This is a genomic window from Novosphingobium sp. SG707 (genome assembly GCF_012275515.1).
Taxonomy (GTDB): Bacteria; Pseudomonadota; Alphaproteobacteria; order Sphingomonadales; family Sphingomonadaceae; genus Novosphingobium.
Window position 1 is genome coordinate 69,174 of record NZ_JAAZQL010000012.1, and the last position, 25,426, is coordinate 94,599.

23 protein-coding genes are annotated in these 25,426 nt (G+C 64.3%); 14 read left to right on the forward strand and 9 right to left on the reverse strand.

What is annotated here, in order from left to right; all coding sequences use genetic code 11:
* Positions 1-2: 2 nt before the first annotated feature.
* Entirely contained in the window at positions 3-1,448 is a 1,446-nt protein-coding gene (gene hpnJ, locus FHW92_RS22940) for a hopanoid biosynthesis associated radical SAM protein HpnJ (RefSeq protein ID WP_168605623.1), read from the reverse strand.
* Positions 1,445-2,605, reverse strand: coding sequence for a bacteriohopanetetrol glucosamine biosynthesis glycosyltransferase HpnI (hpnI, locus tag FHW92_RS22945; protein ID WP_168605624.1), 1,161 nt, complete (start codon positions 2,603-2,605; stop codon positions 1,445-1,447). The genes hpnJ and hpnI overlap by 4 nt, the downstream gene beginning before the upstream one ends.
* A gap of 56 nt (positions 2,606-2,661) precedes the next feature.
* Here hpnI and hpnA point away from each other — a divergent pair, with 56 nt between their 5' ends.
* The 7 genes from hpnA to FHW92_RS22980 are packed head-to-tail and all read left to right on the forward strand — an operon-like array spanning position 2,662 to position 10,390.
* Positions 2,662-3,657 carry a hopanoid-associated sugar epimerase gene (gene hpnA, locus FHW92_RS22950; RefSeq protein ID WP_168605625.1) on the forward strand — a complete coding sequence of 332 codons (996 nt, stop codon included), beginning with the start codon at positions 2,662-2,664 and terminating at the stop codon, positions 3,655-3,657.
* Positions 3,654-4,790 carry a glycosyltransferase gene (locus tag FHW92_RS22955; protein WP_168605626.1) on the forward strand — a complete coding sequence of 379 codons (1,137 nt, stop codon included), beginning with the start codon at positions 3,654-3,656 and terminating at the stop codon, positions 4,788-4,790. Before hpnA ends, FHW92_RS22955 begins: the two co-directional genes overlap by 4 nt.
* Positions 4,787-5,662 (forward strand): squalene synthase HpnC, encoded by an 876-nt coding sequence (hpnC, locus tag FHW92_RS22960; RefSeq protein ID WP_168605627.1) that lies wholly within the window; start codon positions 4,787-4,789, stop codon positions 5,660-5,662. The genes FHW92_RS22955 and hpnC overlap by 4 nt, the downstream gene beginning before the upstream one ends.
* Positions 5,659-6,519, forward strand: a complete 861-nt coding sequence (gene hpnD / locus FHW92_RS22965) for a presqualene diphosphate synthase HpnD (protein WP_168605628.1) — start codon at positions 5,659-5,661, stop codon at positions 6,517-6,519. The genes hpnC and hpnD overlap by 4 nt, the downstream gene beginning before the upstream one ends.
* A complete protein-coding gene (gene hpnE / locus FHW92_RS22970; protein ID WP_168605629.1) occupies positions 6,520-7,791 on the forward strand; it encodes a hydroxysqualene dehydroxylase HpnE in 1,272 nt (423 codons plus the stop codon). It begins immediately after the preceding gene.
* Positions 7,788-9,725, forward strand: coding sequence for a squalene--hopene cyclase (shc, locus tag FHW92_RS22975; protein WP_168605630.1), 1,938 nt, complete (start codon positions 7,788-7,790; stop codon positions 9,723-9,725). The genes hpnE and shc overlap by 4 nt, the downstream gene beginning before the upstream one ends.
* Positions 9,713-10,390: a phosphorylase gene (locus FHW92_RS22980; protein ID WP_168605631.1), complete on the forward strand. Its 678-nt coding sequence runs from the start codon at positions 9,713-9,715 to the stop codon at positions 10,388-10,390. Before shc ends, FHW92_RS22980 begins: the two co-directional genes overlap by 13 nt.
* 52 nt (positions 10,391-10,442) lie before the next feature.
* Here FHW92_RS22980 and hpnH read toward each other — a convergent pair whose 3' ends face one another.
* Together hpnH and ispH are read right to left on the reverse strand one after the other, a co-directional pair.
* Entirely contained in the window at positions 10,443-11,615 is a 1,173-nt protein-coding gene (gene hpnH, locus FHW92_RS22985) for an adenosyl-hopene transferase HpnH (protein ID WP_168605632.1), read from the reverse strand.
* Positions 11,616-11,638: 23 nt separating this feature from the next.
* Positions 11,639-12,601, reverse strand: a complete 963-nt coding sequence (gene ispH, locus FHW92_RS22990) for a 4-hydroxy-3-methylbut-2-enyl diphosphate reductase (protein WP_210428666.1) — start codon at positions 12,599-12,601, stop codon at positions 11,639-11,641.
* Positions 12,602-12,883: 282 nt separating this feature from the next.
* Here ispH and FHW92_RS22995 point away from each other — a divergent pair, with 282 nt between their 5' ends.
* Positions 12,884-13,510, forward strand: a complete 627-nt coding sequence (locus FHW92_RS22995; protein ID WP_168605633.1) for an ABC transporter substrate-binding protein — start codon at positions 12,884-12,886, stop codon at positions 13,508-13,510.
* 89 nt (positions 13,511-13,599) lie between these two features.
* On the opposite strand, the gene FHW92_RS23000 is transcribed toward FHW92_RS22995, so the two are convergent.
* Together FHW92_RS23000 and dxs are read right to left on the reverse strand one after the other, a co-directional pair.
* Positions 13,600-14,037, reverse strand: coding sequence for a DUF2141 domain-containing protein (locus FHW92_RS23000; RefSeq protein ID WP_168605634.1), 438 nt, complete (start codon positions 14,035-14,037; stop codon positions 13,600-13,602).
* The gene (dxs, locus tag FHW92_RS23005; RefSeq protein ID WP_168605635.1) at positions 14,034-15,977 is read right to left on the reverse strand and encodes a 1-deoxy-D-xylulose-5-phosphate synthase; all 1,944 of its coding nucleotides are present in this window, start codon (positions 15,975-15,977) and stop codon (positions 14,034-14,036) included. Before dxs ends, FHW92_RS23000 begins: the two co-directional genes overlap by 4 nt.
* 271 nt (positions 15,978-16,248) lie before the next feature.
* Here dxs and FHW92_RS23010 point away from each other — a divergent pair, with 271 nt between their 5' ends.
* The 4 genes from FHW92_RS23010 (at position 16,249) to FHW92_RS23025 (ending at position 19,996) form a co-directional block, all read left to right on the forward strand.
* Positions 16,249-18,297, forward strand: coding sequence for a TonB-dependent receptor (locus FHW92_RS23010; RefSeq protein WP_168605636.1), 2,049 nt, complete (start codon positions 16,249-16,251; stop codon positions 18,295-18,297).
* A gap of 27 nt (positions 18,298-18,324) precedes the next feature.
* On the forward strand, positions 18,325-18,882 hold the full coding sequence (locus FHW92_RS23015; protein ID WP_168605637.1) for a (2Fe-2S)-binding protein: 558 nt from the start codon (positions 18,325-18,327) through the stop codon (positions 18,880-18,882).
* Positions 18,879-19,223 (forward strand): arsenate reductase family protein, encoded by a 345-nt coding sequence (locus tag FHW92_RS23020; RefSeq protein WP_168605638.1) that lies wholly within the window; start codon positions 18,879-18,881, stop codon positions 19,221-19,223. Before FHW92_RS23015 ends, FHW92_RS23020 begins: the two co-directional genes overlap by 4 nt.
* A gap of 143 nt (positions 19,224-19,366) precedes the next feature.
* Positions 19,367-19,996 (forward strand): methyltransferase domain-containing protein, encoded by a 630-nt coding sequence (locus tag FHW92_RS23025; protein ID WP_168605639.1) that lies wholly within the window; start codon positions 19,367-19,369, stop codon positions 19,994-19,996.
* A gap of 263 nt (positions 19,997-20,259) precedes the next feature.
* On the opposite strand, the gene FHW92_RS23030 is transcribed toward FHW92_RS23025, so the two are convergent.
* Positions 20,260-21,075: a hypothetical protein gene (locus tag FHW92_RS23030; RefSeq protein WP_168605640.1), complete on the reverse strand. Its 816-nt coding sequence runs from the start codon at positions 21,073-21,075 to the stop codon at positions 20,260-20,262.
* Positions 21,076-21,166: 91 nt separating this feature from the next.
* Between FHW92_RS23030 and lipB the strand changes: the two genes are divergently transcribed.
* Together lipB and FHW92_RS23040 are read left to right on the forward strand one after the other, a co-directional pair.
* Positions 21,167-21,883, forward strand: coding sequence for a lipoyl(octanoyl) transferase LipB (lipB, locus tag FHW92_RS23035; RefSeq protein ID WP_246870374.1), 717 nt, complete (start codon positions 21,167-21,169; stop codon positions 21,881-21,883).
* Complete coding sequence (locus FHW92_RS23040) at positions 21,880-22,131, forward strand: hypothetical protein (protein WP_168605641.1); 252 nt, start codon at positions 21,880-21,882, stop codon at positions 22,129-22,131. The genes lipB and FHW92_RS23040 overlap by 4 nt, the downstream gene beginning before the upstream one ends.
* A 140-nt stretch (positions 22,132-22,271) precedes the next feature.
* Here FHW92_RS23040 and FHW92_RS23045 read toward each other — a convergent pair whose 3' ends face one another.
* Positions 22,272-23,354, reverse strand: coding sequence for an alkene reductase (locus tag FHW92_RS23045; RefSeq protein WP_168605642.1), 1,083 nt, complete (start codon positions 23,352-23,354; stop codon positions 22,272-22,274).
* 142 nt (positions 23,355-23,496) lie between these two features.
* On the reverse strand, positions 23,497-25,272 hold the full coding sequence (locus tag FHW92_RS23050) for a fatty acyl-AMP ligase (RefSeq protein WP_168605643.1): 1,776 nt from the start codon (positions 25,270-25,272) through the stop codon (positions 23,497-23,499).
* Positions 25,273-25,426 lie beyond the last annotated feature (154 nt).

A 25,426-nucleotide genomic window follows, 5' to 3' on the forward strand; every position in this document is an offset into this window, starting at 1 on the left:
GTTTACGCGGCTTCCTTGCGCTGACGCAGGAACTGGAAGAATTCCACGCCTTCGCGCAAACGGCGCTTCATCATGTCCCAATCGCGCACCATTTCATTGACGATGGCGCCGATCTTGCGCGGGCGGAAATAGAAGCGCTTGTAGAATTCCTCGACCTTGGCGTGGATCACGCTGGCAGGGAGGTGCGGATAGGAAAGCTGGGCGATCTGGTGGCCGCCATCGTCGGTCATCGGCTTGCCGCCCGCGAACCAGCCGTTTTCCACCGCCTGATTATACAGGAACGTGCCCGGATAGGGCGCGGCCAGCGACACCTGAATGGTGTGCGGGTTGATTTCCTGCGCGTAACGGATGGTTTCCTCGATCGTTTCCAGCGTTTCGCCGGGCAGGCCGAGGATGAAGGTGCCGTGGATAGCGATGCCAAGCTCGTGGCAGTTCTTGGTGAACTCGCGCGCCACTTCGACGCGCAGGCCCTTCTTGATGTTGTGCAGGATTTGCTGATTGCCGCTTTCATAGCCGACGAGCAGCAGGCGGCAGCCGTTGGCCTTCATGATTTCCAGCGTCTTGCGGGGCACATTGGCCTTGGCGTTGCAGCTCCACGTCAGCGGGAAGCCCGGCTTGCCAAAGCCCAGTTCGCCCATCGCGATGGCCAGCTTTTCGACGCGGTCGATGTCATCGGTCAGCGTGTCGTCGTCAAAGAAGATCTCCTTGGTTTCGGGGATTTCCTTGAGGATATACTGGATCTCCTCGATCACCTTGGCGACCGAGCGCGAGCGATAGCGGTGGCCCGAAATGGTCTGGGGCCACAGGCAGAAGGTGCAGCGGCTCTTGCACCCGCGCCCGGTGTAGAAGGACACATAGGGCGCCTTCAGATAGCCGATGAAGTAATTGTCGATCTTCAGGTCGCGCTTGTACATGGGCGAAACCATGGGCAGCGCGTCCATATCCTCGATGATGGCGCGGTTCTTGTTGTGGATGATCTTGCCGTCCGGCCCGCGATAGGAAATGCCGTCGATTTCGGCAAAGGGCTTGCCCTCGGCCAGATCGACGCAGGTGTAGTCATATTCCTCACGCGCGACGAAATCGATGGCGGTGGAGGCTTCGAGGCTCTGCTCGGTCTCGATCATCACCTTGGCGCCCACAAAGCCGACGAGGCAATTGGGATTGCGCGCCTTGATGAGTTCCGCCGTCTTGATGTCCTGCATAAAGCTGGGCGTCGAGGTGTGCAGGATGACCAGTTCGGCTGTGTCGAACTCGTGGGCGATGTCTTCCCAGCTTTGATCGTGGGCAGGCGCGTCGATCAGCTTGGAACCCGGCACCATCGCGGCGGGCTGGGCCAGCCATGTCGGATACCAGAAGCTCTTGATCTCACGCTTGGCCTGATAGCGGGCGCCGGCGCCCCCGTCGAAACCGTGGAAGGAGGGGGCTTGGAGAAAAATGGTGCGCTTCATCGGTCTCTCTTGGTGCGGGCGGCATGGTCGGTGGCAGGGAGGCCCCTGATGCGGCCTTTGGAGGTCATTGTAAGGCTTGCGCCGCGCCAATCAATCGCAGTTGCGAACAGGCTGGCGCAAAAAACGCAAAAGCTGATGAGGTCGGCGATGGGTATCAGCCATAGGGGCAGGGCAATAGGCGCATATTTATGAACCTTTGCTGCAAGCGCAAGTCGGGCAAGGATTATTGCCAGCAGCAAGGCCCCGCCTATACCGGGCGCAAGCGCCGCCGCCAAGACCCCCAGCGGCAATCCATGCGTGACAATCGAGCCGTAATGGCCCGCACCCGCCAGATCGCGCACTGTCACGGCCCAGCGCAGATGCTGGCGCCAGAGCATGCGGAACGAGGATTCGGCCCCGGCATGGACCAGAATCATCGGCGGAATATCCACCCGCAGCCCCTGCGCCCGCACGCCTGCGCCGATCGCATGATCATCGGCCAGCACATCGGCCAGCGCCGCAAACCCGCCCATCGCGTCGAGCGTCTCGCGGCGCAGGGCGATGGTGGATCCCATGCAGGGCTGGGCCATGCCGGTGGCGATGCCGACCACCATATTGGGCAAAGTCTGAGCAGCGATCATCATCGCGCCCACCCGGCTCCACAATCCCGCATCGCCCCGCCCGACATAGAGGCACGAGACCGCCCCGACGCCCGGCTGGCTCAGCGCATCGTTGATCCGCGCCAGATAATCAGGGGCCACCACCATATCGCTGTCCGAGAGGACCAGCACATCATGCGCGGCCAAAGGCATCATCGCGATCAGCGAGCCGACTTTCCCATTGGCCGCAGGCGCGCGCGGGCCGGGGTAATAGGCGATGTTACTATGCGCCGCGACCATGGCGCGGGCCACGGGCGCGGCGGCGTCCTCGGGCGCATTGGTGCCCAGCACGATCTGCACCGCTCCGGGATAATCCTGATGCGTGAATCCGGCCAGATTTCCGGCCAGGCGTGGCTCTGCGCCATGCAGCGGTTTCAGAATTGTAATGGCCTGGGCAGGCGCGTGGGGCGCGGGCGGCGCGGCAAGGAACCGCCCCAGCGCGCCAAGGGCAAAGAGTTGATAGAGCAGGCCAACCCCCGCCAGCGCCAAGGCGCCATATGCGAACAGCACATATACCATGGCGCAAGCCCCTACACCGCTTTGCAGTCGCAGCAAAAGGGTTTAGGGGCATCGCCATGAGCGGACCCATCACGATCGTTACCGGCGTCGCCGGTTTTCTGGGCAGCGCGGTGGCGCGGGTGCTGGCGGCGCAGGGGCGACAGGTGCGCGGTGTGGTGCGCGGGTCGTCCTCGCGGGTCAATCTGGCCGATTTCCCCGGCGAAATCGTCGAGGCCGACCTGCGCGATGAAGGCGCCGTGCGCGAGGCGATGCGTGGGGGCGGAGAATTGTTCCATGTCGCCGCCGACTATCGCCTCTGGGCGCGCGATCCGGGCGAGATCCTGCGCAACAATGAAGCGATGACGCGCGCCGTGATGCGCGCCGCGCTGGCCGAAGGTGTGGGGCGGGTGGTCTACACCTCGTCCGTGGCGACCTTGAAACCGCTGGACCATGGCGCGGCCGATGAAACGCGGCCCGCCACTGTCGAAGAAGCGGTGGGTATTTACAAACAATCCAAAGTCGTGGCCGAAAGGCTGGTCGAGGATATGGTGGCGCGCGAGGGCCTGCCCGCGATCATCGTCCAGCCGTCGACCCCCATCGGCCCGCGCGATGTCAAACCCACGCCCACCGGCCGCATCCTTGTCGAATGCGCGCATGGGCGCATGCCCGCCTATGTCGAGACGGGCCTCAACCTTGTCCATGTCGAGGATGTTGCGCGCGGGCATGTATTGGCGGCGGAACGAGGGCAGATCGGGCGGCGCTATATTCTTGGCGGTCAGGATGTGACGCTGGGCGCGATGCTGGCGGAAATCTGCGCGCAGGTGGGCAGGAAGCCTCCGCGCGTGAAATTGCCGGTCGCGCCTTTGTTTCCGCTGGCGGTGGGCGCGGAATTGTGGGGGCGGATGACGGGGGTTGAACCTTTCGTCACCGTGGACGCGCTGAAAATGGCGCGGCACCACATGTATTTCTCCAGCGCGCGGGCGCAGGCCGAACTGGGCTATACCGCGCGGCCCTGGCAGGAGGCGGTGCGTGATGCGCTGGGCTGGTTTGCGCAGGAAGGCATGATCCCATGACCATCCTTGCCGCGCTGGTGCTGGCGATCTGGCTGGGGCTGGTCGCCACGGGCTTCTGGACCTGCCGTGAGGCCGATGACAATGCCCCTTTCGCCGCCCCCGGTGTCTGGCCCGAGGTGGTCGCCGTGGTGCCTGCGCGCAATGAGGCCGATGTGATCACCCGCTCCATCGGCAGCCTTTTGCGCCAAGATTATGCCGGGCCTTTCCGCGTGGTGCTGGTGGATGACAATTCCGAGGATGGCACCGGCGATCTGGCCCGCACTCTTGGTGATGATCGCCTGAACGTGCTGCGCGGCGCGCCCTTGGCGACGGGCTGGACCGGCAAGCTCTGGGCCGTGCATCAGGGGATCATCGAGGCCGGGGCGCCGCGATACCTGTGGCTGACGGACGCGGACATTGAACATGCGCCCGATACGCTGACGCGCCTTGTCGGCATTGCCCAAGGCGGAGACCGCAGGCTGGTGTCCTTCATGGCGCTGCTGTCTTGCCGGACATGGGCGGAAAAATGGCTGGTGCCCGCCTTCATCTGGTTCTTCATGATGCTTTATCCGTTCAATTGGATCAACCGGCCCAAGGCCCCGATTTCGGGCGCGGCGGGCGGCTGTGTGCTGGTCGAGCGTGAGGCGCTGGAGGCCGCAGGCGGCATTGGCGCGATGCGCGGGGCGCTGATTGACGATTGCACCTTGGGCGCGCTCATCAAGAAACAGGGGCCGATCTGGCTGGGTCTGACGCGGCGCAGCGTGTCGATCCGTCCCTACAGCAACTGGCGCGAGATCGGCATGATGATCGCCCGCAGCGCCTATGCACAATTGCGCTATAATCCGCTGATGCTGGTGGGCACGGTGCTGGGGCTGGGCTTGATGTTTGGCGCGCCGGTGTGGTTGGCGTTGACGGGGCATGGCGCGGTGCAGGTCATGGGCCTGATCGCGCTGGGGCTGATGCTGGGGTCTTATCAGCCGATTCTGGGCTTTTACGGCCGCGCCCCGATGCGCGCTCTGGCTCTGCCTTTGGTCGCGCTGTTCTATGTTTCATGCACAATCTATTCAGCTTGGGCCTATTACCGGGGCAAGGGTGGCATGTGGAAAGGCCGCGCACAGGCATTGGATCTTTCCGGGGACATTTCGGGGGCATGACAGACACCATCCTAACCACTGCGGATCTGCAAAGCGGCAAGGATCACACGGGCGAGAACTTTCCCGTGGCCAGTTTTCTGGTGCGCCCCGATGCGCGCGCGCCGGTGATGGCCTATTATCGCTTTGCCCGCGCGGCCGATGATATTGCCGACCACCCCACCGCCAGCGCGGCGGAAAAGCTGCGCCTGCTGGGCCTGATGCGCGCCGGGCTGGAGGGCACGGATGCGGGTGTCGGCGATCCGCTGGCGCAGGCGCTGGGCACGGTATGCCGCGAGCGGGGCATCAGCCTTGCCCATGCCCATGACCTGTTGACCGCCTTTGAGCGCGACTGCACGGTGGACCGCTATCAGGACTGGGCCGGGCTGATCGACTATTGCCGCTATTCCGCCATGCCGGTGGGTCGCTTCGTCCTTGATTGCCATGGCGAGGATCGCGTCCTCTGGCCGATGAATGATTCGCTCTGCGCCGCTTTGCAGATCATCAACCACCTTCAGGATTGCGCCAAGGATTACCGCGCCATCGACCGGGTCTATATTCCGCTCGATTCGCTGCGCGCGGCGGGAATCGGGGTGGAGGCTCTGGCTGAAAAGCGCGCCAATCCGGCCCTGCGCGGGGTGCTGACCGATCTGACGCTGCGCACGCAGGGCCTGCTGCGGGCCAGCGCGCCCTTTGCCGATGCGATCCGCGACTGGCGGCTGGCCGCCGAAGTGGCCGTGATCCAGCGCCTGGCGCAGGATCTGTGCGAGGTGCTGCTGGCGCGCGATCCGCTCAGCGAAAAGGTCCATCACACCAAGGCGCGCGCGCTCACCCTTGCGCTTCGTGCTGCAATGCGGCAGGCGGGCCGCCGTATCTGGCCGGGCAAAAGATCATGACCGCAACCACCCTATCGCCCACTCCCTCCTCGATGCCGGAAGCCCTGCGCGCCAAGGTCGCGGGCAGCAGCTTTTATGCCGGCATGCGCATCCTGCCGCGTGCCGAGCGCGAGGCGATGTTCGCCATCTATGGCTTTTGCCGCATCGTTGATGACATTGCCGACGATCAGCAGGCCCCGCGCGACCAACGCGGCGCGATGCTGGCCGACTGGCGGCGCTGGATCGGCGCGCTCTATCGCGGAGGGGACACCGGACAGGCCGGTTTCCTCGCGCAGGCCGTGCGTGATTTTGCGCTGGAAGAGGCCGATTTCCTCGCCGTGATCGAGGGGATGCAGATGGATGTCGATGCCGATATTCAATGGCCCAGTTTTGCCTTGCTCGACCATTATTGCGATTGCGTGGCCAGCGCGGTGGGGCGCCTGTCGGTCAATATTTTTGGCATGGACCGGGCCGAGGGCGTCCATCTGGCGCATCACCTTGGTCGGGCGCTGCAATTCACCAATATATTGCGCGATCTGGACGAGGATGCGGAAATCGCGCGCGTCTATCTGCCCATCGAGGCGCTGACCCATGCGGGCATTCATCCCACCACGCCCACGACCTTGATGCAGGACCCCGGCATGGACAGCGCCGCGCGCTGGCTGGCCGCGCGGGCCGAGGCGCATTTCGTGGCCGCCGGGGCTTGCCTTGCCGCGCGTCCCAAGGGTCGTCTGATCGCCCCGCGCCTGATGGAGGAAGCCTATGCGCTGGTGCTGCGCCGGATGCTGGCGCAGGGCTGGCACGCGCCGCGCAGCCGTGTCAGCACGTCCAAGCCGCGCCTGCTCTTCTCGCTGATCCGTCATCTGGTGATGGGATAAATGGCTTTCCTCCGCGCACAGGTGATCGGGGCGGGCATGGCCGGGCTGGCGGCGGCGGTGGAATTGTCTGCGGCCGGGCTGCCGGTGTCCCTGTCCGAGGCCGGGCCGCGGGCGGGCGGGCGCTGCCGCTCTTATTTCGACCCATCGCTGGGGCTGACCATCGACAATGGCAACCATCTGGTGCTGGCGGGCAATCCGGCCGTTTCGCGGTTTCGCGCGATGGTGGGTGCGGATGCGCCTCTGGCCGGGCCGCCCCATGCCGATTTCGCCTTCGCCGATCTGGCCACGGGCGAGCGCTGGACCTTGCGGATCAATGACGGGCCGGTGCCATGGTGGGTGCTGGTGCCATCGCGCCGGGTGCCGGGGTCGCGTCTGGCCGATTATCTGCCTTTGGGGCGCCTGCTTAAAGGGCGGGCGGATCAGACCATCGGCGATCTGGTAAAGCCGCAGGGGCCGGTGTGGGAAAGGATGCTGCATCCGGTCCTGCTGGCGGCCTTGAACACCGATCCGGCGGCCTCCTCTGCCGCGCTTTGCGCCAATGTGCTGGCCGAAACGCTGGCCAAGGGCGGGCGGGCCAGCGCGCCGCGCGTGGCGGTGCCGACGCTGGCGGCGGCGTTTATCGATCCGGCAGTGGACTGGCTGGAGGCGAAGGGCGTCGCTTTGCAGACCGGGCGGCGACTGCGCGGCATCCGGTTTGAGGGCGATTGTGTATCGGCGCTGGAATGGGCCGAGGGGGCGCAGGCGATTGGTGCGGATGAGGCGGTGGTGCTGGCGGTGCCCGCATGGGTCGCGGCTTCGCTGGTGCCGGATCTGACCGTGCCGGACGATCATCGCTCGATCCTCAACGCGCATTTCGCTTGTACGCCCCCGGCGGGCGCGCCCGAGATGCTGGGGCTGACCAATGCCACCAGCGAATGGATCTTTACCCATCCCGACCGGATTTCCGTGACCATTTCGGGCGCGGACCGATTGATGGACGAGGACCGCGAGGCTCTGGCTGCGATGATCTGGGCCGAGGTGGCGCAGGCTCTGGGGATCACCGCGCCCATGCCCCGCTGGCAGATCGTCAAGGAAAAGCGCGCCACTTTCGCCGCTACGCCTGAGCAGGACGCGCGGCGCCCGCATACGAATACCCGCTGGCGCAACCTGTTTCTGGCCGGAGATTGGGTGCAAAACGGACTGCCCGCGACCATCGAGGGGGCGATCCGCTCCGGCGACAGCGCGGCACGGCTGGTTCTGGGCCAGCCCTTGAAATATGGAAAAGGACAATGAGCGAAGCTGCCCCTGATCGCGCCCTTCTGGACGCCACCATCGGCCGCGCCGCCCACGCCCTGCTGGCCGAGCAGCGCGAGGATGGCCATTGGGTTTATGAACTGGAGGCCGATGCCACCATTCCGTCGGAATATGTCCTGCTGCGTCATTTCCTTGGCGAGCCGGTGGATGAGGAGTTGGAAGGCAAGATCGGCCGCTATCTGCGCCGGATTCAGTCGGAGGCCCATGATGGCTGGCCGCTCTATCACGAGGGCGGGTTCGATATTTCGGCCACGGTGAAGGCCTATTATGCGCTGAAGATGATCGGCGATGATGTCGATGCGCCGCATATGGCCCGCGCCCGCGCCGCGATCCTGAAGGCAGGCGGGGCAGAGGCGGTCAATGTCTTTACCCGCATCCAACTGGCGTTGTTCGGCGCCGGGCCGTGGGATGCGGTGCCCACCATCCCGCCCGAGCTGATCCTCGCGCCGCGCTGGTTTCCGGTCCATCTGCTGAAAATGAGCTATTGGGCGCGCACGGTGGTGGTGCCGCTCTTGGTGCTATGTGCTTTGAAGCCCGTGGCGCGCAATCCGAAACAGGTGTTTGTGCCGGAGCTGTACACCGGCGTGCCGCGCAAGCTGACCAGCCAGGCCGACCATGTGCATTCGGTATGGAAGAACGGGTTCGAGGCGCTCGATTGGGGCCTCAAGCGGTTTGAGGGGCGCTGGCCCAAGGCGATGCGCGCGCGCGCGATCCGCCTGTGCGAGGAATGGGTGATCGAGCGCCTCAACGGCGTTGATGGTCTTGGCGCGATCTATCCGGCCATGGCCAACAGTGTGATGATGTTCGACGTGCTGGGCTATGCGCCCGACCATCCGCATCGCGCCATTGCCCGCGAATCGGTCGAGCGGCTGTTGGTGGTCAAAGAGGACGAGGCCTATTGCCAGCCCTGCGTCAGCCCGGTCTGGGATACGGCTCTGGCCGCCCATGCCATGCTGGAGGTGGGCAGCGAGGAGGCGTTGGCCGGAGCCGACCGCGCGCTCGACTGGCTGGGGCCGCGCCAGATCCTTGATACGGCGGGCGATTGGGTCGAGCAGCGCTATGTCCGGCCCGGCGGATGGGCGTTTCAGTATAATAACGATCACTATCCCGATCTGGACGACACCGCCGTGGTGGTGATGGCGATGGACCGCGCCTCGGGCCTGCGCGGCGACAAGGACAAGGAAGCCATCGCGCGCGGGTTTGAATGGACCGTGGGTCTGCAATCGAAGGATGGCGGGTTTGCCGCTTTTGATGCGGATAATGACAAGCTCTATTTGAACAACCTGCCCTTTGCCGATCATGGCGCTCTGCTCGATCCGCCCACGGCCGATGTTTCGGCCCGCGTGGTCTCGATGCTGGCCCAGATGGGCGAGCCCGTCGACAGCCCGCGTATGAAGGCGGCGCTGGGCTGGCTGGAAAAGGAGCAGGAGAAGGAAGGCAGTTGGTTTGGCCGCTGGGGGGTCAACCATGTCTATGGAACCTGGTCGGTGCTGTGCGCCTTGGGCCGGGCAGGGATCGGGCGCGACCATCCGTTGGTGGCGCGCGCGGTCGAATGGTTGAAATCGGTGCAGAATGCGGATGGCGGCTGGGGCGAAAGCTGCGATTCCTATGCGCTGGACCGAAAGGGCCATGAAACTTTCGATTCGAACGCCAGCCAGACCGCATGGGCCACGCTCGGCCTGATGGCGGTGGGCGAGGCAAAAAGCGAGGCAGTCGCGCGCGGGATCGCGTGGCTGATCGCCAATCAGGCCGGGGACGGTCTCTGGGGGCAGGAGCATTATACGGGCGGGGGTTTCCCGCGAGTCTTTTACCTGCGTTATCATGGCTATCCGCGCTATTTCCCGCTTTGGGCTCTGGCGCGGTATCGCAATATGGCGCAGGCCAATGTGGAGCAAGCCCAGTGGGGAATGTGAACGGCAAGCCGGTGATCGTGGTGACAGGCACGCTGCGCGAGGCGGCGGTGCTTGATCAGCATCAGGTCGAGGTGATCGCGGGTGGCAACGACCCCGACCGCCTGCGCGAAGAGTTGATGGAACGCGCCAAGAATGCCGGCGCCCTGCTCAGCTATGGCATGTGCGGGGCGGTTGATCATACGCTCAAACTGGGCACGATGGTGATCGGCAAAAGGCTGACCGGCGCGTTTCATGCTAAATGCGACGAACGCTGGGTGGCCGCGCTTCAGGCCTTGCTGCCTCAGGCACGGGTGGGCACGGTCCATGCCGATGGCCATCTGCTGACCGATTCGCATGACAAGGCCGAGCGCGCATGGGCCAGTGCGGCGATTGCGGCGGATATGGAAAGCCATATCGTGGCCGAGGTGGCGGCGCATATGAACCTGCCCTTTGGCATCCTGCGCTGCATTTCCGATATTGCCGAGGTGGAATTGCCGCCCGCGGTCAATGTGATGATGGGCCCCAATGGCGAGCTGGCGTTGGGCGCGATCTTCAAGTCGATCCGTCAGCAGCCCGATCAGATCGGATCGCTGACCAAGACGATCATGGGTTTTGCCAAGGCCTATCGTTCACTGATCAAGGGATCGAAACAGGCCGGGCCCTATCTGGGCTTTGATTTGCGGTAAGAAAAAAGGCGGGGTGGATGCCCCGCCTTTTTCGTAACCGGCGCTGAAGGGATCAGGCCGCGCGGGTGGCGCGGGCGTATCCTTCGGGATCGGAAATCTTGATCTTTTCCAATTCCTGCTCAACCTGCGTGGCGTGAACGTCCACGGCCTTGCGGGCGTTGGACAGGTCGATGTCGGGTGCCATCGGGCCTTCGGTGCGGATGCCCTGCATGCCCACCTTGATGAATTCCCACGGGCGGGTCAGGCCTTCCTTGGCCGCCGTGCCTTCAAAGCCGCAATGGACCATGCAGTTCGAGCATTTCTCGTACTTGCCGACGCCATACTGGTCCCAGTCGGTGCCTTCCATCAGCTCGGCAAAGGTTTCAACATAGCCTTCGCCCACCAGATAGCAGGGCTTTTGCCAGCCAAACACCGTGCGCAGCGGCATCGACCAGGGCGTGCATTCATACGAACGGTTGCCCGCGAGGAAGTCGAGGAACAGCGGCGAATTGGTGAATTTCCACGCCTTGCCGCCGCCTTCGCCCGGCTTGGCATTCTTGGCCGCGCCGCGCTTGAGCAGGTCGCGGAACAGGTTCTTGGTCTTTTCGCGGTTCAGGAAATGCTCCTGATCGGCGGCGCGTTCATAGGCATAGCCGGGGCTGATGGTCACCTCGACATCGAGGCTGGTCATCAGGTCGAGGAACTTGGCCATGCTCTCGGGCTTGGCATCGTTGAACACGGTGCAGTTGACCTGAACGCGGAAGCCCTTCGACTTGGCCAGATGGATCGCTTCGAGAGCGACGTCATAGGTGCCTTCCTGATCCACGGCCTTGTCATGCATGGCCTTGTCGCCATCGAGATGGATCGACCAGGTGAAATAGGACGAGGGCTTGTAGTCGTTGATCTTCTTTTTCAGCAGCAGCGCGTTGGTGCACAGGATCACGAATTTCTTGCGCGCGATATAGCCTTCGACAATCTTGGGCATATCCCGGTGCAGCAGCGGTTCGCCGCCCGCGATCGACACGGCGGGCGCGCCCGATTCCTCGATTGCGGCCATACATTCCTCCACCGACAGGCGGCGGTTGAGGATCGCGTCGGGATAATCGATCTTGCCGCAGCCCGGGCAGGCAAGATTGCAGCGCAGCAGCGGCTCAAGCATCAGCACGAGCGGGTATTTGCCGCCCTTGATCTGGCTGGAAATGGCATGACCGGCAATGCGAAGGGCGGGGCCAAGGGGAAGGGACAAGGGGGCTTACTCCAACTAAGGCGTTATACGCGGGCGCGGGCTGGTTCGCCCGCCCGGCGCAAGGCCGCAGGCAGGCTGAACGACACGTTTTCGCGGATGCCGTCAAGCTCTGAGACGGTTATTTTTCGCGAAAGGGCGATTGCGGCAATCACATCCTCGACCAGTTCCTCGGGCGCGCTGGCCCCGGCGGTGACGCCAAGGCGTTCGACCCCGTCCAGCCATTGCGGATCCAGGTCGCCCGCATCGCCCACCAGCCATGCCGGTTTGCCCAGCGAAAGCGCCACATCGCGCAGCCGGTTCGAATTGCTGGAATTGGCCGCGCCCACCACGATCAGCGCATCGCATTCCTCCACCAGCGCGCGCACCGCGTTCTGGCGGTTCTGCGTGGCATAGCAGATGTCGGATACATCCGGCCCGGCCACATCGTCAAAGCGATCATGCAGCGCGGCAATGACGCCGCGCGTATCGTCAACCGACAGCGTGGTCTGCGTCACATAGGCAATCGAGCTGTCCGTGCCCAGCGGCAGCGCAGCCACATCCTCGGGCGTGGCCACCAGATGGACGGGCGCCGGGATCTGCCCCAGCGTGCCCACCACCTCGGGGTGCCCGGCATGGCCGATCAGCACGACCTCGCGCCCTTCGCGGGCAAAGCGGCCGCCGTGCAGATGCACCTTGGTCACCAGCGGGCAGGTGGCGTCATAGACGGGCAAGCCGCGCTGCTCGGCTTCCTGCTCGACGGTTTGCGGCACGCCGTGCGCGGAAAACACCGTGACCGCGCCGGGAGGCACTTCGTCGAGCTCTTCGACAAAAATTGCGCCCATGGCGCGCAACCTGTTCACGACATGCGCGTTATGAACAATCTCATGGCGGACATAAACCGGTGCGCCATGGATCTCGAGCGCGCGTTCGACGATGCGTATCGCGCGCACCACGCCTGCGCAAAATCCGCGCGGCGAGGCGAGTTTGATGGATAAGGGGGCGGCCAGCAGCCGAGCGGGGGAACTCTCTGTCGGTGTCAAACGGTATATCCCTTTTGAACCTGTGCCCTTGGGGGGAAATAGGGCAGGGCGCGCTAAAGCGCGGTAGGCATTGTAACCGCTTCTGTTGGCAGAGAAAAGATTGCGCCAGCCTGAACCGCGGCTTCATTGCGCGCTCATGCCACTTGTTTTACGTATTGCCTTGGCTCAAGGACGCGCGACAGCCCGCTGCGGCATGGCGCGCGCCACAGGGCGAGCCCATATGGTCCGGTGTTCTGGTTTGGAGTGAGCATGACAAGTCAATCGGGATTCGCATCGCTGCGGGGCGCTGTGGCGCTGGCCTTGCTGGCGCCAGTGTCGGTGGTGGCCGTGCCGGGCGCGGCCATGGCGCAGGCGGGCGATCCGGCGGCCCAGACGGTCGAAGCGCTCAACGCAGGCCTGATCGCCACGATGAAGGCGCAGGGCGGACAGGCCGCGCGCGCGCGCGTGATCGGCCCGGTGGTTGATCGCGCCTTTGATATTCCCGCGATGGCCCGCCTGTCGGTCGGCCCGCCATGGACCACCTTTTCCCCGCTGGAGCAGGCCAATGTCATTGCCGCCTTCCGCGCGATGACGGTGGCGCAATATGCCGCCAATTTCGACAGCTATTCGGGTGAGAAGCTGAGCCTTGTGGGCGGGGTGGAAACGCGCGGCACGGACAAGCTGGTGCGCACGCAGCTGACGGGGCCGGGCACCAACGAATCGCTCAACTATCGCCTGCGCGAAAATGGCGGGCAATGGCGGATCATCGACGTCTTCTATCGCAACGCAATCAGCCAGATCGCCACGCGCCGCTCCGATTTTGCAGGCGTGATCGCCAAGGGCGGGCCGGGCGCGCTGGTGGCGCATCTCAACCGGTTGGCCGCCAATCCGAAATAATTGCGGGCAGGTACGAAAAAGCCCCGGTGCGCGCATCGCCGCACCGGGGCTTTTTCGTACCTGCCCCGCTGGGGTCAGAAATAACGCTTTTAGAAATAGCGCAGGGCCAAATGGATCACCTGCGGTTTTGCCTCATGGCTGAAAACCGCATCGCGCCATTTGGGCGGGCTGAAGACGATCTTGGCATCGCGGGAAAAGCCTACGCCTTCCTTGGGAATACCCAGAAAGTTGCGATCAACCTTCTTGTTGCCGTTCTCGTCCTGAAACACCTGCGCCGCCCATTCGCCGGGGGGCACATTGGCAAAGGTTACGCTGGTCGTGCCCTTTTGCGCGGGGGCGGACGCCTCCAGCGCGCAATCGTCCTTCAAAAAGCTCTTTTGCGGGCAAAGCGCGACATGCACCCGGCCCGCATTCGAGCGCACATTCCCGACCACCACCGTCAGCGGTGCGCCAGAATCACCGCCGCCGCCGGCAGCGGCATCGGCCCCGGCATTGGCAAGCGTCAAAGCGATCAGGGCAAGGCTCAAGCGCGGACCTCGCCCACGATATCGGCGCTCACGATTTCCGCATCGTTCCAGCGCAGCGCCTTGAGCACCGTTTCCACGATATGCGGCGCGTTGAGGCCCGCCGTGTCATATTGCTTGTCGGGCGCATCATGGTCCTGAAACACATCGGGCAGACGCATCGTGCGGATCTTCAATCCGCCATCGGTCAGCCCTTCGTCGCTGGCCAGCGTCAGCACATGCGAGCCAAGGCCGCCGATCGCGCCTTCCTCGATGGTGACGACCACCTCATGCGTGGTGGCCAGACGGCGGATCAGATCCTCGTCCAGCGGCTTGGCAAAGCGCAGGTCGGCCACGGTGGTGGGCAGGCCCTTGGCCTCCAGCACCTCGGCGGCCTTGACCGCCTCGGCCAGACGCGTGCCCAGCGAGAGGATGGCGATCTTGCCGGCCCCGCCGCGCACGATACGCCCCTTGCCGATCTCCAGCTTCTGCGGAACTGCGGGCATCTCCACGCCCGTGCCATTGCCGCGCGGATAGCGGAAGGCAATCGGCCCGCTGTCATGACAGGCCGCCGTATAGGTCATATGGACCAGCTCGGCCTCGTCAGCCGCCGCCATCACCACGAAATTGGGCAGCGAGGCCAGATAGGTGATGTCAAACGTGCCCGCATGGGTCGCGCCATCGGCGCCGACCAGCCCGGCGCGGTCAATCGCAAAGCGCACCGGCAGGTTCTGGATCGCCACGTCATGGACCACTTGGTCATAGGCGCGTTGCAGGAAGGTCGAATAAATGGCGCAGAACGGACGCATCCCCTGCGCGGCAAGGCCTGCGGCAAAGGTCACGGCATGTTGTTCGGCAATACCCACGTCAAAGCTGCGATCCGGGTGCGCCTTGGCGAATTTGTCGACGCCGGTGCCGCTGGGCATGGCGGCGGTGATCGCCACGATGCGCGGATCACTATCGGCAATCTTGGCCAGCGTTTCGCCAAACACGTTCTGATAGGCGGGCGCCTTGGCCGGGGCCTTGACCTGCTCGCCGGTGATGACGTTGAATTTCTGGACGCCGTGATACTTGTCCGCCGCCGCCTCGGCCGGGGCATAGCCCTTGCCCTTTTGTGTGACGACATGGATCAGGCAGGGACCGGCCGCCGCATCGCGCACGTTCTCCAGCACCGGGATCAACTGTTCCAGATTGTGCCCGTCGATCGGGCCGACATAGTAAAAGCCCAGCTCCTCAAACAGGGTTCCGCCCATCACCATGCCGCGTGCAAACTCGTCGGTCTTGCTGGCCGCGCGATGCAGCGGGGCGGGCAGATGGCGCGAGAGCTTCTTGGCCATTTCGCGCAGTTCGAGGAAGGGCCGCGAGGATACCAGCCGCGCAAGGTAAGCCGAAAGCCCGCCCACCGGCGGCGCAATCGACATATCATTGTCATTGAGAATCACGACCAGCCGGTTGCCCGCACCTTGCGCATTGTTCATCGCCTCATAGGCCATGCCTGCGCTCATCGAGCCATCGCCGATGACGGCAATCGCCTTGCCGGGCTGATCGCTCATCTTGTTGGCCATGGCAAAGCCGATAGCGGCCGAAATCGAGGTGCTGGAATGGGCAGCGCCAAAGGGGTCGTATTCTGATTCGCTGCGCTTGGTGAAACCCGACAGGCCGCCCGGCTGGCGCAGGGTGCGGATGCGGTCGCGCCGCCCGGTGACGATCTTGTGCGGATAGGCCTGATGGCCCACGTCCCAGATCACCTTGTCGCGCGGCGTGTCGAACACGTAATGCAGCGCCACGGTCAATTCCACCACGCCAAGGCCGGAACCCAGATGGCCTCCGGTCTGTCCAACGGTGTGAATCATTTCCTGACGCACGTCATCGGCCAACTGGCGCAATTCGCCCATCGACAGGCCGCGCATGTCGGCAGGCACCTTCACTCGATCCAGGATCGGCGTCTTCAGTTCAGCTTCCATGGCCCAGCCTTACACGGGTTAATCGGCGCTGTCGATTGATCGCATGGTGTTCATAATGCATTTGCGCTGTGCGGTTGTTGCAAGTGGGACACGCGAACCACAGGGCGGCAGGAAAAATGCGTCTGTTCGCTCCTGGCTCTTGTTTTTCCTGTATGCCTCAAGGACATGCTGTTCCTGATCGGCCCGAGGCGCCTCGTTCTATCGGCCAGCTTGGCAGGATGGGGGCGGGCCAATAGGGTCGCTGTAAAAGTATATTCATAGGGGACTGAGGATGAAACTGGGCACGCAAGGGCTGCGGGCAATCATGCTGGCCGGGGCGGCGTTGTTGCCGATGGCGGCGCAGGCGGCCGATGAAGACGCCGGTTCGCCGATTATCGTGACCGGCGCGGGGCTGAATGCGGCGCCCGCTGTGCCCGCCTATTCCTCGCGCGAAATCGACCGCGAGGCGCTGACCTCTTCGGCCTCGGGCCGGATCGAGGATGTGCTGGCCAATGTTGCAGGTTTTCAACAGTTTCGTCGTTCGGACAGCCGTTACACCAACCCTTCGGCCCAGGGCGCGACCCTGCGTGCGCTGGGCGGCAATGCGGCGGCCCGCACGCAGGTGCTGCTTGATGGCGTGCCGATGGCCGATCCGATGTTCGGCTCGGTGCCGTGGAATGCGATCACGCCCGAACGGCTCGGCTCGGTGCGGGTGACGCGGGGCGGCGGTTCGGGGGCGTTCGGTTCGGGCGCGGTGGCCGGGACGATTGAACTGAACAGCGCCGGGCGCGACACGCTGGGCCTGATTTCCGCCGAGGCGCTGGCCAATGATCGCGGCGAAACCTCGCTTTCGGGCGCGGTGGCGCCGAAACTGGGCGCGGGCTTTGCCGAAGTGTCGGGCCGCTGGGACCGGGGCGACGGCTTCTGGACCACACCCGAAAGCCAGCGCGGGAGCGCCAGCGTCAAATCGCGCTATGACAGTTGGTCGGTGAGCGCGCGCGGCGTGGCGCCGATTGCCAACAATGTCGAATTGCAGGCGCGCGCGATGGTCTTTGACGATCACCGCGTGCTGCGCTTTGCCGGGGCGACCAGCCATTCGAGCGGCGAGGATTTCTCGCTGCGCCTGGTCGGGCGCGGGCCGTGGCAGTTTGACGCGCTGGCCTATATTCAGGATCGCGGCTTCTCCAATATCACCGTATCGGCCAGCACGTTCCGCCTCAGCCTCGACCAGCGCCAGACGCCCGCCACGGGCCTTGGCGGCAAGATCGAGATCCGTCCGCCGGTCGGGCCGGATCATCTGCTGCGTGTGGGCGGGGACTGGCGCCGTGCGCGGGGCGATCTCAACGAAGTAGCTTATAATGCCGCCACCGGGGCGGTCACGGCCTATCGCTGGGCGGGCGGGCGCAATGATGATCTGGGCTTTTATGCCGAGGACGACTGGAAACTGGGCCCGCTGACGCTGACGGGCGGGGTGCGCGCGGATCGCTGGAGCGTGAATGCGGGCTATAACCGGGCCGCCAATGCAGCGGGCGTCGTCACCGCCAACACCGCCTATGATCCGCGCAGCGACTGGGCGGTGACGGGGCGCGGCGGGGCTTTGCTCAAGGTCGCGCCGGGGCTGGAACTGCGCGGTTCAGCCTATAGCGGCTTGCGCCAGCCTACGATCAATGAATTGTATCGCAGCTTTACGCTGGTGGCTTCGGGCATTTCGACCGTGACCAATGCCAATCCGGCGCTGGGCAATGAAATGATGCAGGGCTATGAGGCGGGCGTCGATTTCACGCCGATCCCGGCTTTGAAATTCTCGGCCACGGCGTTTTATAACCGCGTGGCCCATGCCATTGCCAATGTCACCACGGCGCAAACCGCCACGGTGATCACCCGCGTGCGCCAGAATGTCGATGCGATCCGCGCGCGCGGCCTCGAATTCGCCGCCGCCCTCGATCTGGGCAAGGTGAGCCTGGATGGCAGCCTCGCCCTGACCGATGCGGTGGTGCGGGCCAGCGGGACGCAAATCGCGCTGAACGGTATGCGTCCGGCCCAGACGCCCAAGATAGCCGCCAGCGCCACCGTCACGTGGAAGCCGCGCGATGGCTGGCAGGGGGCCGTGGTGCTGCGCCATTTCGGATCGCAATATGAGGACGATCTGCAAGCCTACCTGATGCCTTCGGCCACCACGATCGGCGCCTTTGTTCAGGCCCCGCTGGGCCACGGCGTCAGCTTTATCCTGCGCGGCGAAAATCTGGCCGATGTGACCGTCATCACCCGCAATCAGGCGGGCAGCATGGACATTGGCGCGCCGCGCACGGTCTGGGCGGGGTTCCGCTTTGGCTTGAAGTAAGGGCATCATGCGGGCATGGGAGGAGCCATGCCCGCCTTCACCCTTAATGGCCATCCCGTCGATCTGCGCATGGATGCGCAGACGCCCCTGCTGTGGGGCTTGCGCTGCGGCGCGAACCTGACGGGCGCGAAATATGGCTGCGGCACGGGCGAATGCGGCGCATGCATGGTGATGGTCGACGGGCAGGCGCTGCCCTCATGCCAGATGACTTTGGCGCAGGCGCAAGGCCGCGCGATCACCACCATCGAGGGGCTGAGCCGCGACCGGTCACACCCGCTACAACAGGCGCTGGTGGCCGAGGGCGCGATCCAATGCGGTTTCTGCACGCCGGGCATTGTGATGGCCGGGGCGGCGCTGCTGGCCGCCAATGCCGACCCCAGCGCCGAGGATATCGGCAAGGCCGTTACCAATCTTTGCCGCTGCGGCATCTATCCCCGGCTGGTCCGCGCGATCCAGCGCGCCGGGCGGGTGATGCGGGGCCTGGAAACCATTGCCGCGGCCCCCGCGCCCGGCGGCAGTGCCCGACAAGGACCGGGCAGCGCGCCGCAAGCGCGCGGCGATAACGATCAAAGGAGCATCTCATGAAGGCAACCATCTGGCACAATCCGGCCTGCGGCACATCGCGCAAGACCTTGGCAATTCTGGAGGAAACGCCCGGCATTGAGCTGACCGTGGTGGAATATCTCAAGACCCCGCCTTCTGCTGAAAAGCTGGCCCAGCTTTATCGCGATGCGGGCATGACGCCGCAGGCGGGGCTGCGCCTGCGCGGGACGGATGCGGTTGAGCGGGGTCTGCCCGATGCCGATGACGCCACCGTGCTGGCCGCCATGGCCGCCGAGCCCAAGCTGATCGAGCGACCTCTGGTGGAAACCGAGAAAGGTGTGGCGCTGTGCCGCCCGCAGGAACTGGTGGCCCAGATCCTTTAGAACCATATCCGTTATCGTGGATTACTGTTCCGATGGCGTGCGGTTTGCGGCAAATGATACGCATGGCCGCTTGCCAACGGGCTTGCAGTTTTGCAAACCTTTGGGCAGAGCACGCAATCCTAGGGTAGGGATTTGACAAGAGCATGACAACCGAACTGGCCGGACAGGCGCCGCTTGCCAAAGTGAAAAGTCGGCTGAAACGGGCGCTGGGGCCGTGGGGGGTCTTTTTTGAAGGCTTCCTGAAAAACCCTGTTATGGTCGGCTCGATCGTGCCCTCCTCGCGCTTTACCATCAACCGCGTGCTGTCCGCTGTCGATTGGGACAATACCAAGCTCTTCGTCGAATATGGGCCGGGCGTGGGCACCTTCTGCCAGCCTGTCCTTGACCGCCTGCGCCGCGACGGCACGCTGCTGGTCATCGACCTCAACCCCGATTTCATCGAATATCTCTCGCACACGATCACCGACAGCCGCTTTGTCGCTGTCCATGGTTCGGCGGCGGATGTTGAAGAGATCATTCGCGCCCACGGCCATGAAAAGGCCGACTACATCATCTCGGGCCTGCCCTTCTCGACCCTGCCGCCCGGCGTCGGCCCGGCCATCGCGGCGGCCACCTACCGCGTGCTGCGCAAGGGCGGGGCTTTCCTCGTGTACCAATTCACCCCCCGCGCGGGCGATTTTATGGCCCAGTTCTTCAAGCGCATCGACAAGGGGTTGGAGTGGATCAACGTGCCGCCTTGCTTCCTGTTTTGGGGGTGGAAGGACGAGGATTGATTTCGGGGGCGGGGGTTATATGCCTCCGGCGGGCAAAGGGTCTCGACCCTTTGCAATCCCTTTAATGGGGAGCGCTTCGTTCGCAGCGGGGCGCTTTTTCGTTTTTGAAGCCTGCGGCGCGGCGAACTTGCGCTAAAGGTGCCGCAGGCTTTAATTCTCAAACGCCGCGTCCGACACTCAACGCCGCACCTATCGCGCAATGCAGACAGTAACGGGAGCGCGAGGGTCGAGACCCTCGCATTCATCCCTTCCTAAAACCTAATTCACTCAAACGTCGCCATAATATCATCCACGCTCGGCCCTGCCAGTTGCCGATGGATCGCGGCCATCAGCCCGGCGATATAGAGTGTGACGATGGCGGCCAGCACAGAGGATACCACCGCCGAGACGATCCGCCCCACGTCCGGTCCCCCGGCCAGCGTGCCGATCGACCCGCCGATGGAAATGACCGCCAACATCGCCACCATCACCACAATGCCCACCAGCACGGCGAAGCCAAAGAGCCGCCAGCCATTGCCGCGTGTGATCGCCCAGGACCGCATCAGCGCGCGCGCGGGATTATAGACCCGCTCTACCGCCACCACCGGCCCGACCAGCGACATGCGGACATAGGCAGCCGCCGCCACGATCATCACCACGATCATCCCGGCCACCGCCAGCGTCGGTTGCTTGGTCAGGGTCAGTACGCCGATCAGTCCGCCGCCGACCAGCGCCACCGCCGCCGCCAGCAGGATCTGCGCCAGCACATAGGGAAACACGCCCTTGGCCCCCAGCGTCAACGCCTGCCCCACGGTAGGACGGCTGCGGTCGGTGAACAGCGTCAGGATGGCCAGCACGCCCACGGCCTGAAACAGGATCATCGGAATCACAAAGGGCAGGGCATTGGCATAGAATTGCTCGATCGCCTGCATCGATTGCGCGGGCGAAGGCCCCTGCGCGGCGGGCGGATCGGGCATCAGCAGCGCAAAGGCCAGACGCGGCAGCAGGAAGAACACCCCGGCCAGAGCCAGCAGGACATCCCGATTGGCCAGAATCGCCGAATGGGCCGTCCGCCAGGCCAGATTGCTGTCAAAACGCATCGGGGTACTCCTTTCGCGCCAAGCCCGGCCCATATGCCTGCGGCGCATCTGACCCCTTGATAAGCGGAGCGGATTGCCCCACGCAAGAATCATGGTCATGCAAGATGCAATCAAGGCTGAGATTCTGCTCGAAAACGGCGTTGCCGTGCGCCGGGATTATGAGCCTGTGTCGTATCGCGAGGCTCTGGATTTTCAGACCGCGCGCAATAATGCGATTTATGAAGGGCTTGCCCCCGATCTGATCTGGCTGCTCGAACATCCCCCGGTCTATACGGCGGGCACCAGCGCCAAGGCGGATGACATGCTCGATCCGCGCTTTGAAGTCGTGGAGGCCGGGCGCGGCGGCAAATATACCTATCACGGGCCGGGGCAGCGGATCGGCTATGTGCTGATCGACCTGAAGCAGCGCGCGCGCGATGTGCGCGGCTTTGTCCATGCTCTGGAAGGCTGGGTGATCGACACTTTGGCCGATTTCGGGGTGGAAAGCTGGCGCAGCGAGGCGGGCGTTGGCATCTGGACCCGCGATATTGGCGGCAGCGAGGCCAAGATCGGCGCGATCGGCGTGCGCATCCGCCGCTGGGTGACGATGCATGGGTTTTCGGTCAATCTGAACCCGGACCTGTCGCATTTCACCGGCATCGTGCCTTGCGGCATTGCCGAAAAGGGCGTCACCTCGCTGGCGCGCCTTGGCATCAGCGTTTCGGCGCAGCAATGGGACGAAGCGCTGCTGGCCCGTGCGGATCAGTTTCTGGCCAAGCTGGAGCAGGCCTGCCCGCCCGTAGCAACATCGGAAGGAAACCAGGCATGAAGCGCGCCGTCACCATTCTGGCTCTAACGCTCGCGCTGGGCGGATGCTGGGGCAAGAAGGCCAGCAAGGCCGATGACCAGCGCACCGCCTCGGGCCAGATCCTGCCCGGTTCGACCAGCGATGCCATGATTGCCTATGATGCGCTGACCTCGCGGGCGCCTTTGGCCCCGCGCGCTGTGGCCGCCGCACCCAGCGCCGCGCCAACCGAAGCGGCCGCGCTCGAAGAAGCCGACAGCGCCGCCGAATAAGTGCGAACCCGGCCCGCCGAAAACCTTGCGGCGGGCCGGGCAGCATTGGGCGAGAGGCTGACCATGGGGACGGAGTGTGATCCTGCTGGTCAGCATCGCTCGTACTGGCCCGGCCGAGAGGGGGGAGCCGGGGCCAGCGATCAGGCCGAATAGGGCGGAAAGCTGGTATAGCCTTCTGCGCTGTTGCCGTACCATGCCGAAGGATCGCCTCCTTCGGTCCACGGATGCCCGTGGGCGATACGGTCGACCAGATCGGGATTGGTAATAAAGGGCCGTCCATAGGAGATGGCGTCGGCCTCGCCCTTTTCAAGAGCCGCCGCGCCCGATTCCGCCGTGTAATCGGCATTATCGACCACCGGGCCTTTAAAGATGGTTTTAAGATGCGCAGACCGGCGCGGCCCAAGGCCCGAACCGAACGTGCCGCTGGGCAGCGGATCGCGGATTTCGAGGAAGCCGATGTTCAGGTCATCGAGCACCTTTGCCGCATGGTCGAACAGGGCATAGGTATCGCTGTCCTCGACGCCCTGAATGCCGTCATTGGGTGAGAGGCGGACCGACACGCGCCCGGCGCCCCAGACACGGATCAGCGCCTCGGTGACTTCCTTGAGCAGATGGGTGCGGTTCTCGATGGAGCCGCCGTAAGCGTCGGTGCGGTGATTGGTGCCATCACGCAGGAACTGGTCGATCAGGTAGCCATTGGCGCCGTGAAGCTGGACGCCGTCGAACCCGGCCTCTTTGGCAAGGCGGACGGCATTTTCATAATCGGCGATCAGGCGGGGGATCTCGTGAGTCTCCAGCGCGCGGGCTTCGACATAGGGCTGTTTGCCCTGATAGGTATGGGCCTCGCCCGGCGCGGTGGTGGCGCTGGCCGAAACGGGCTGGATGCCGTGAAGTTCGGGGTGCGATACGCGGCCCATGTGCCACAATTGCAGGACGATCCGACCGCCCGCATCATGCACGGCCTGCGTCACCTGTTTCCAGCTTTCGGCCTGTTCGCGGTTCCAGATGCCCGGCGCATTGGGCCAACCGCGCCCCTCGGCGCTGATCGCGGTGGCTTCGGAAATGATCAGGCCCGCCCCGGCGCGCTGGGCGTAATATTGCGCCATCAGCGGGTTGGCGAGACCTTCGCGGTTGGATCGCGCGCGGGTCAGCGGTGCCATCAGGATGCGGTTGGGGGCGGCAATATCGCCAAGGGCGATTGGCGTGAGGAGCGGGTTTGTCATCCACCCGATGTTGTGCTGCGCCGCCGCAATTTCCAGTGCAAGCAGTTCTTTTTCGTCCGCAAGAAACACTTGCCCGATGGACGCGAAACGGGGCGCAAGGCATCCGCCCTACGCCCCGCCGACAGATTTCGCCAATCAGGCCTTAGGCGGCCAGTTCAAACGGCGCGATTTCGCCCGAGAGATAGAGCTTCTTGGCCTTGGCGCGCGAAAGCTTGCCCGAAGAGGTGCGCGGCAGGGTGCGCGGCGGCACCAGTTCGACGATGGCCGGATGGCCCAGAATCGCGCGAACCTTTTCGGCCACGGCATTCTTCAGCTTCAACCGCTCGGCCGGGTCGGAAACGCGGCAATGGACCAGCACGGCGGCGGTTTCCTCGCCGGTTTCGGTTTCCAGGCTGAAGGCGGCAATGTCGCCCTGATGGAAACCGGGGAGCTGTTCCACCGCCCATTCGATGTCCTGGGGCCAGTGGTTCTTGCCGTTGATGATGATCATGTCCTTGGCGCGGCCGACGATGAACAGATAGCCCTCGGCGTTCTGATAACCCATGTCGCCGGTGTCCAGCCAGCCATCAACCAGACAGGCCGCGGTCGCCTCGGGATCGCGGAAATAGGAGTGCATGACCGAAGGCCCCTTGCACCACACCTTGCCGATCTGGTGATGGGCCAGAGCCTTGCCCGCCCCGTCGCGGACCTCGATTTCCATGTCCAGCACCGGCTTGCCGCAATTGACGATGGCGCGATAGCGGGCCGGGCGCGACAGATCGCGCGGCTGGCCCGACAGGCGCTCTTCCTCGACCAGTTCCACGCGGATGCCTTCGCCCGGCGGCATGATGGTGACCGAGAGCGTGGCTTCGGCAAGGCCGTAGGAGGGCAGGAAGGCGCTGGCCTTGAACCCGGCGGGGGCAAAGGCGTTGACAAAGCTCTGCATCACATCGGGGCGGATCATGTCCGCGCCATTGCCCGCAAGGCGCCAGCGCGACAGGTCAAAGCGTTCGTCCACATGGCTCTGGCTGGAAATGCGGCGCGCGCAGATGTCATAGCCGAAGGTGGGCGAATAGGAGATCGAATTGCCCGGATTGCGGGTGATCATGTCCAGCCAGGCCAGCGGGCGGCGGGCAAAATCCTCGGTCTTGAGGTAATCGGTCGACACCTGATTGGCGATGATCGATAGGAAGCAGCCGACCAGACCCATGTCGTGATACCACGGCAGCCACGAGATGCAGCGGTCCTCGTTGCGCATTTGCATGGCTAGCCCGTGGCCGCGCAGATTGTTGAGCAGCGAGGTGTGGGTGACGGCCACGCCATGGGGAAAACGGGTCGAGCCCGAGGAATATTGCAGATAGCAGATGTCATCGCCCGATGCCTGCGGCAATTCGACCGGCACCACCGGATCGGCGGCCAGCACATCCCAGCCCAGCCCTTCGCACGCGCCGCCCTTGGCGTTGTGCGCCTGTGCGGCGGCAAGGCCCAGATGGCCGATTTCGGGCGGGTAGAAGAACCACGAGGGATCGCTGCTGCCCAATTGCACGGCGAGCTGGTCGATATAATTATCCTTGCCGCCAAAGCTGGTGGGCAAGGGCAGCGGCACCGGCCATGCGCCGGCATAGATCACGCCGCAGAACAGCGCGGCAAAATCAGCGCCCGTTTCGGCAACCATGGCGATTCGGTCGCCCTTTTTCACGCCGCGCGCGATCAGGCGATGCGCCATGGCGATCGCATCCTGGCGCAATTCGCGGAACGGATAGGGCCGGATCAGATTGCCGCGCGGATCGTGAAAGTTCAGCCCGCGTGTGCCTTTGGCCGCATAATCCAGCGCCTCGCCAAAGGTGGCGAAATCGCCAAAGCGGCGCGGCAGGTCGCAGGCGTTGGGCGTGGGGATCAGGGCGGCGTTGGTCGCTTCGATCACGGCGGCGTCGGTCATGGTCTTATCCGTCTTGGGTTATGCCCGCTGCCCTTGCGTGCGAAGGCAAAGGCGGCAGGCATCGAAAACTGGCCCGCAAATCGGGTGACGCGGGGGGTCCCCTTTGGCGCGCGACTGTGGCACGAATATGGCCGATGGATGACGAGACGCGCCC

What these genes read in the sequence shown, in the direction of transcription:
- hpnJ (WP_168605623.1), bottom strand. Translation starts at nt 1,448, where the DNA reads ATGAAGCGCACCATTTTTCTCCAAGCCCCCTCCTTCCACGGTTTCGAC.
- hpnI (WP_168605624.1), bottom strand. Translation starts at nt 2,605, where the DNA reads ATGGTATATGTGCTGTTCGCATATGGCGCCTTGGCGCTGGCGGGGGTT.
- hpnA (WP_168605625.1), top strand. Translation starts at nt 2,662, where the DNA reads ATGAGCGGACCCATCACGATCGTTACCGGCGTCGCCGGTTTTCTGGGC.
- FHW92_RS22955 (WP_168605626.1), top strand. Translation starts at nt 3,654, where the DNA reads ATGACCATCCTTGCCGCGCTGGTGCTGGCGATCTGGCTGGGGCTGGTC.
- hpnC (WP_168605627.1), top strand. Translation starts at nt 4,787, where the DNA reads ATGACAGACACCATCCTAACCACTGCGGATCTGCAAAGCGGCAAGGAT.
- hpnD (WP_168605628.1), top strand. Translation starts at nt 5,659, where the DNA reads ATGACCGCAACCACCCTATCGCCCACTCCCTCCTCGATGCCGGAAGCC.
- hpnE (WP_168605629.1), top strand. Translation starts at nt 6,520, where the DNA reads ATGGCTTTCCTCCGCGCACAGGTGATCGGGGCGGGCATGGCCGGGCTG.
- shc (WP_168605630.1), top strand. Translation starts at nt 7,788, where the DNA reads ATGAGCGAAGCTGCCCCTGATCGCGCCCTTCTGGACGCCACCATCGGC.
- FHW92_RS22995 (WP_168605633.1), top strand. Translation starts at nt 12,884, where the DNA reads ATGACAAGTCAATCGGGATTCGCATCGCTGCGGGGCGCTGTGGCGCTG.
- dxs (WP_168605635.1), bottom strand. Translation starts at nt 15,977, where the DNA reads ATGGAAGCTGAACTGAAGACGCCGATCCTGGATCGAGTGAAGGTGCCT.
- FHW92_RS23010 (WP_168605636.1), top strand. Translation starts at nt 16,249, where the DNA reads ATGAAACTGGGCACGCAAGGGCTGCGGGCAATCATGCTGGCCGGGGCG.
- FHW92_RS23015 (WP_168605637.1), top strand. Translation starts at nt 18,325, where the DNA reads ATGCCCGCCTTCACCCTTAATGGCCATCCCGTCGATCTGCGCATGGAT.
- FHW92_RS23020 (WP_168605638.1), top strand. Translation starts at nt 18,879, where the DNA reads ATGAAGGCAACCATCTGGCACAATCCGGCCTGCGGCACATCGCGCAAG.
- FHW92_RS23025 (WP_168605639.1), top strand. Translation starts at nt 19,367, where the DNA reads ATGACAACCGAACTGGCCGGACAGGCGCCGCTTGCCAAAGTGAAAAGT.
- FHW92_RS23030 (WP_168605640.1), bottom strand. Translation starts at nt 21,075, where the DNA reads ATGCGTTTTGACAGCAATCTGGCCTGGCGGACGGCCCATTCGGCGATT.
- lipB (WP_246870374.1), top strand. Translation starts at nt 21,167, where the DNA reads ATGGTCATGCAAGATGCAATCAAGGCTGAGATTCTGCTCGAAAACGGC.
- FHW92_RS23040 (WP_168605641.1), top strand. Translation starts at nt 21,880, where the DNA reads ATGAAGCGCGCCGTCACCATTCTGGCTCTAACGCTCGCGCTGGGCGGA.
- FHW92_RS23045 (WP_168605642.1), bottom strand. Translation starts at nt 23,354, where the DNA reads ATGACAAACCCGCTCCTCACGCCAATCGCCCTTGGCGATATTGCCGCC.
- FHW92_RS23050 (WP_168605643.1), bottom strand. Translation starts at nt 25,272, where the DNA reads ATGACCGACGCCGCCGTGATCGAAGCGACCAACGCCGCCCTGATCCCC.